The sequence below is a fragment of the Mycetocola sp. genome (assembly GCF_046716805.1).
Lineage (GTDB): Bacteria > Actinomycetota > Actinomycetes > Actinomycetales > Microbacteriaceae > Mycetocola_A.
This window is the reverse complement of the sequence record NZ_JBKJWH010000031.1, coordinates 1-4,654: the sequence shown is the minus strand read 5'-3', so window position 1 is coordinate 4,654 and position 4,654 is coordinate 1. Positions and strand designations below refer to the sequence as shown.

Annotated in this window: 6 protein-coding genes; 4 read left to right on the top strand and 2 right to left on the bottom strand. The window is 62.0% G+C overall.

Going from position 1 to position 4,654, the window contains the following annotated elements:
* On the bottom strand, positions 1 to 587 hold a 587-nt coding region (locus ACLQ62_RS02475; protein ID WP_411720078.1), incomplete at its 3' end, for an NUDIX hydrolase.
* The gene (locus ACLQ62_RS02470) at positions 577 to 1,197 is read right to left on the bottom strand and encodes a TetR/AcrR family transcriptional regulator (protein WP_411720077.1); all 621 of its coding nucleotides are present in this window, start codon (positions 1,195 to 1,197) and stop codon (positions 577 to 579) included. The genes ACLQ62_RS02470 and ACLQ62_RS02475, both read right to left, overlap by 11 nt.
* Before the next feature lie 284 nt (positions 1,198 to 1,481).
* Here ACLQ62_RS02470 and ACLQ62_RS02465 point away from each other — a divergent pair, with 284 nt between their 5' ends.
* The 4 genes from ACLQ62_RS02465 to ACLQ62_RS02450 all read left to right on the top strand — a co-directional run.
* Positions 1,482 to 3,047: an ABC transporter substrate-binding protein gene (locus ACLQ62_RS02465; RefSeq protein WP_411720076.1), complete on the top strand. Its 1,566-nt coding sequence runs from the start codon at positions 1,482 to 1,484 to the stop codon at positions 3,045 to 3,047.
* Complete coding sequence (locus ACLQ62_RS02460; RefSeq protein WP_411720075.1) at positions 3,044 to 3,403, top strand: hypothetical protein; 360 nt, start codon at positions 3,044 to 3,046, stop codon at positions 3,401 to 3,403. Before ACLQ62_RS02465 ends, ACLQ62_RS02460 begins: the two co-directional genes overlap by 4 nt.
* Complete coding sequence (locus tag ACLQ62_RS02455) at positions 3,404 to 4,015, top strand: ABC transporter permease (protein WP_411720079.1); 612 nt, start codon at positions 3,404 to 3,406, stop codon at positions 4,013 to 4,015.
* A partial coding sequence (locus ACLQ62_RS02450) for an ABC transporter permease (protein ID WP_411720074.1) occupies positions 4,012 to 4,654 on the top strand: 643 nt, incomplete at its 3' end. The genes ACLQ62_RS02455 and ACLQ62_RS02450, both read left to right, overlap by 4 nt.

The following is a 4,654-nucleotide window of genomic DNA, read 5'->3' as shown; positions in this document are numbered from 1 at the left end:
AGGGCGGCTTCGGCGAACTGCCATAGGATGGCGCCCGTCGGGGCGTGCACCACCATGTCATGTCGCAATGGCATCTGAATCAGCGGTTTCCCGTCAGCGTCGAGCCGCCATCGTGGAACCCCTGGTTCGCTGAGCCTTGAAAGGGGGATTGGGTGGATGGACGCCACCTCTGTCGGGTTTCGGCGCAGCACTACCGGATCAGCGACGGCGGCAACGACCGGTGAGATTACGATGCCGCGCAGGGTCCGGTAATCGTCCAGGACTCCCAGTATGTCGTCCGAGATGGCGTCCACGCCGGTTTCCTCGTGCAGTTCACGTAAGGCCGCTTCATTCGGGCTTTCGCCGGGTTCGAGCATGCCACCGGGCAGCGCCCATTGGCCTGGGTTTGAGCCGCGTGCCACACGTTTGATCATCAAGAACGAAGGAACGCCGCGGTGTTCGAACAGCAGGACAACGACGGCGGCGCGCCGGGCGGCGGGATCCTCCTTCCCGGCGCCGCCTGGGTCTGACGGCAACCTGGCACCGAGGCGCGTTGCTATCCGGAGCCGGAGCACGTCCAAACTGGAACCAGCCGTTTTATCCAACATGGGACGACGCCAGGCTCAGTTCCTTCTCCACGATGGTTACCAGCATGGAGCGCATGGCATCGATGCTCATATCTGGGGCGCCGGTTAGGATCTTGATCGCGGCGCCGTCCGTAGCCGAACTTAGGAGCCGGGCGAACTGAACCGGATCGACATCACGGTAGATGCCCTGGCGCTGGCCCCTCTTGACGATGCTGACCACGGCATCCATCCATCGGGAATAGAAGTCGTTATGGATTGGCCGCAGTGAGGGGTTAAGGGCCGCCTCTGTCCAGAATTGCAGCCAGATAGACCATTCATTTCGAATCTGCACCCCTACGGGCAGCTGCATTTCAATCAGGGCAAGCATCCGCTTGTGTCCATTGTCGATCTGCCGCAGCACCACGCCCTGGCGTTCGAAGGCCTGATCCACGCAGTAGCGTAGCGCTTCCCGCAGGACGTCGTCCTTGCCTGGGAAGTAATAGTGAATGGTGCCGGTACTTGTTCCACAGATGCGCGCCACGTCCTGGACCCGCACATGGTGGTACCCGCGTTCGGCAATAAGCTGCCAGGCGGCCTCGAGGATAGCGTTCCTGCGTTCCTGCGATCCGCGGTTCTCTGCTGGGTCTCTCATGGCGGATTCCTTCGGACGTGGAGCCTGACTCGGTCTCGCTTGACTATAGCTTACGACGAAAACTGACGCACGAGTCAAATAATGCTGCCTTCGAAGTGGGCAAGCGGGTGTGTCTTTCGAACGGGTCAGGGCAGCAAAACCCTGAAAAGACAACGGATGTTGGGTGTTTAGCCTTGGCGAGCTTGACACTTGTGAGGAAAGCCACAATGCTAGGCAAATGACCGGCGCGTCAGTCAGATGCGCTTAGTCCCCAACTTCCTTCATCGCCGCAGGAGGCATTGCCAATGACTTCGCACAACCGCCGCAGGACCCGGCTCATCACTTCCTTAGCCCTGAGCGCTTCGCTCCTCGGCCTGGCCGCCTGCTCGTCCGGTGTTTCCGCAGCTCAGTCGGGCTCGGCGGTGTCCGATCCCAAGACGGGAGGAAACCTGCGGGTCGGTATCGTCGGAGGCTCAGCCAAGGACACCCTCGATGCCCATGCCCCGGTGACCCACCCGGACCAGGCCCGCGCCATCCAGCTTTATGACACCCTCGCCACCTATGACGACCAGCGCGGGATCCAGATGGCCCTCGCCGACTCTGTCACGCCGTCGGCCGATGCCCGCACCTGGACTGTGCATCTGCGTCCCGGCCTGAAGTTCAGCGACGGCAAGCCGATAACCGCAGAGGATGTCATCTTCACGTTTCGGCGGATCACAGATCCTGCCGCGCCCATGGCGGGCGCCACGTCCCTGACCACCCTCCAGCGTGACGCTATTCAGGCGAGCGACCCCTCCACCGTCGTGTTAAGCGTCAGCGCGCCGAATTCCATGTTCCCCGACACCATTGCCCAGTACACCTTCGGCATTGTCCCCGTGGGTTATGACCCAAAGAATCCGGTGAGCTCCGGTCCTTTCGCTCTGGAGACTTTTACGCCCGGGCAGCAGAGTGTCTTCGCCAGGAACCCGCACTATTGGCGGACGGGCCAGCCGCTCCTGGACAAAGTCACCATTATTGACTTCCCGGACGACACCGCCCGCGTTAACGCCCTGCTCGGAGGCCAGGTGGATGCGATCGACCAGCTTCCCCTCGGACAGGTCAACATCGTCAAGGCCAACCCCTCCATGAAGGTCCTGGAATCGACCACCGGATCATGGACGCCCTTCACCATGCGTGTGGACCAGGCCCCGTTCGATGACCCCAAAGTCCGGGAGGCCTTCCGCCTGATCGTGGACCGCAAGCAGATGGTGGAGCAGGTTCTGGGTGGACACGGCACCATAGGTAACGACATGTACGCTCCGCTCGATAAGTGTTTTCCCTCTGATGTTCCGCAACGGGGGCAGGACATCGAAAAAGCCAAGCAGTTGCTGGCCGAAGCCGGCAAGAGCAACCTCAGCGTTGACCTCGTCACATCACCCGTTGCAGCAGGACTCGTGGAAGCCGCCCAGGTTTTTGCGCAGCAGGCCAAGGCAGCAGGTGTCAACGTAAACGTCAAAAAGGTTGATCCGGGTGAGTTCTATGGTGATCAGTACCTCCAGTGGACCTTTGCCCAGGACTTCTGGTTCACGCGGGATTATCTATCGCAGGCCTCCGCGTCAGGCTTCAAGACCTCCCCGTATAACGAGACCCATTGGAATGACGCGGATTGGTCTGCCCTGGTGGCCAAGGCGCAGGCCACTACTGATGAAGCCGCACGGTGCAGCCTTATTGCGGAAGCGCACAAGATCGAATTCGAGCGCGGCGGGTACATCATCTGGGGCTTCCCCAACAGCGTTGACGCCCACAGCGCCATGGTCCAGGGCTTCACCCCGGACAAGAGCGGCATCCCGCTAACGTCCTTTGGCTTCCGCAACGTCTGGCTGAACAAGTGACCGGCGGCAAAGGAGGCATGCAGCGGCTGGTGTTCCGGCGCTCCCTGTTCGGCGTCTTCACGCTCTGGGTAGTCTCACTGGTGGTATTCCTTGCCACCCAGGCCCTTCCCGGGGATGCCGCCCAGGCAATCCTCGGCCGGGAAGCCACGCCGGAGCGCCTGGCAGCGCTCCGCGAACAGCTCAACCTGGGCGGCTCCTTGCCGGAGCAGTACCTGGCCTGGATCGGCAACCTTCTGAGTTTCAACCTTGGGACCTCCCTCGCTGGTGGGCTGCCTGTGGCTGAGGTTGTGGGTCCCATGCTCCTGAACTCCTGCGTTCTTATGCTCTGCGCCTCGGTCATTGCAATTCCGCTGTGAATTGGCATCGTCACCTGGACCGCACTCAAGAAAGACACTGCGGCGGACCACGTCACGGGCCTCATCACCCTGGTCCTGGCATCGCTTCCGGAATTCGTGGTGGGTGTGCTGCTGGTGCTGCTCCTGTCGACTGGAGTGTTCCACCTCTTCCCCGGCGTGTTTGTCCTCGTTCCCGGCGAACAGGTCTGGAGCAACCCGCCTCAGCTGGTGCTCCCGATCCTGACTCTCGTAGTGGCTGTGTCGCCCTACATCATCCGTATCATGCGGGCCACGATGCTTGAGGTGCTGGACAGCCAGTACGTCCAGCAGGCAAGGCTCAAAGGACTGCCCGAACGGACCGTCATCCTGCGGCACGCCATGCCGAACGCCATCGGCCCCGTGGCCCAGGTTATCGCCCTGCAGCTGGCCTGGCTGATCGGCGGCGTGGTGATCGTGGAATATCTCTTCCGGTTCCCGGGGGTCGGCTTCCAACTGATTGACTCCGTCACCAACCGGGACATGCCTGTGGTCCAGGCCCTGGCCGTGATCATCGCACTTTTCTATGTCGTGGTGAACCTCTTCGCCGACGTCGTCACACTCGCCGCAAATCCGAAAGTGAGGACCGCAGCATGAGCAGTTCGACAGCAGAAGCCTCCCTTCAACTCGAAGCCACAGCCCGTCCCGCTAACCGGAAGGAAGGCTTGTTCCGGCGGGCGCTGAAGTCCAAGCGCACGGCGATTGGCTCTGTGCTGACCGTCGCCGTCCTGGCCGTCGCGTTTCTTGGCCCCTACTTTGCCCCGCATTCACCTACAGACTTTGTGGCACCCCCCTTCTCACCGGCCGGAGTGGGAGGACCCTTCGGGACTGACAATTTGGGCCGGGATGTGCTGTCACGCTTCTTGGCGGGGGGCCAGACCCTGATGGTCCTGTCCCTCGTGGCAACCGCCCTCGGCGTCGGGCTGGGCGCCTTGGTTGGAGTCCTGGCGGCGTATCGGCGCGGCTGGCTGGACGAGGTGCTGATGCGCACGGGGGATGTCGCCCTCGCTTTTCCCCAGATTGTGCTGGCGCTGCTCTTCCTGTCAATCATGGGCCCGCAGCTCTGGCTCCTGGTGCTGATGGTGGGCATTGGGCACCTTCCCCGCGTAGCCCGGGTGGTCCGGGGTGCCGCCCTCTCCGTTGTTGAACGCGATTTTGTCAAGGCAGCCGAAGCCGTGGGCATTCCTCGCTGGCGCATCATGATCGGTGAGATTGTCCCCAACATCAGTTCCACCC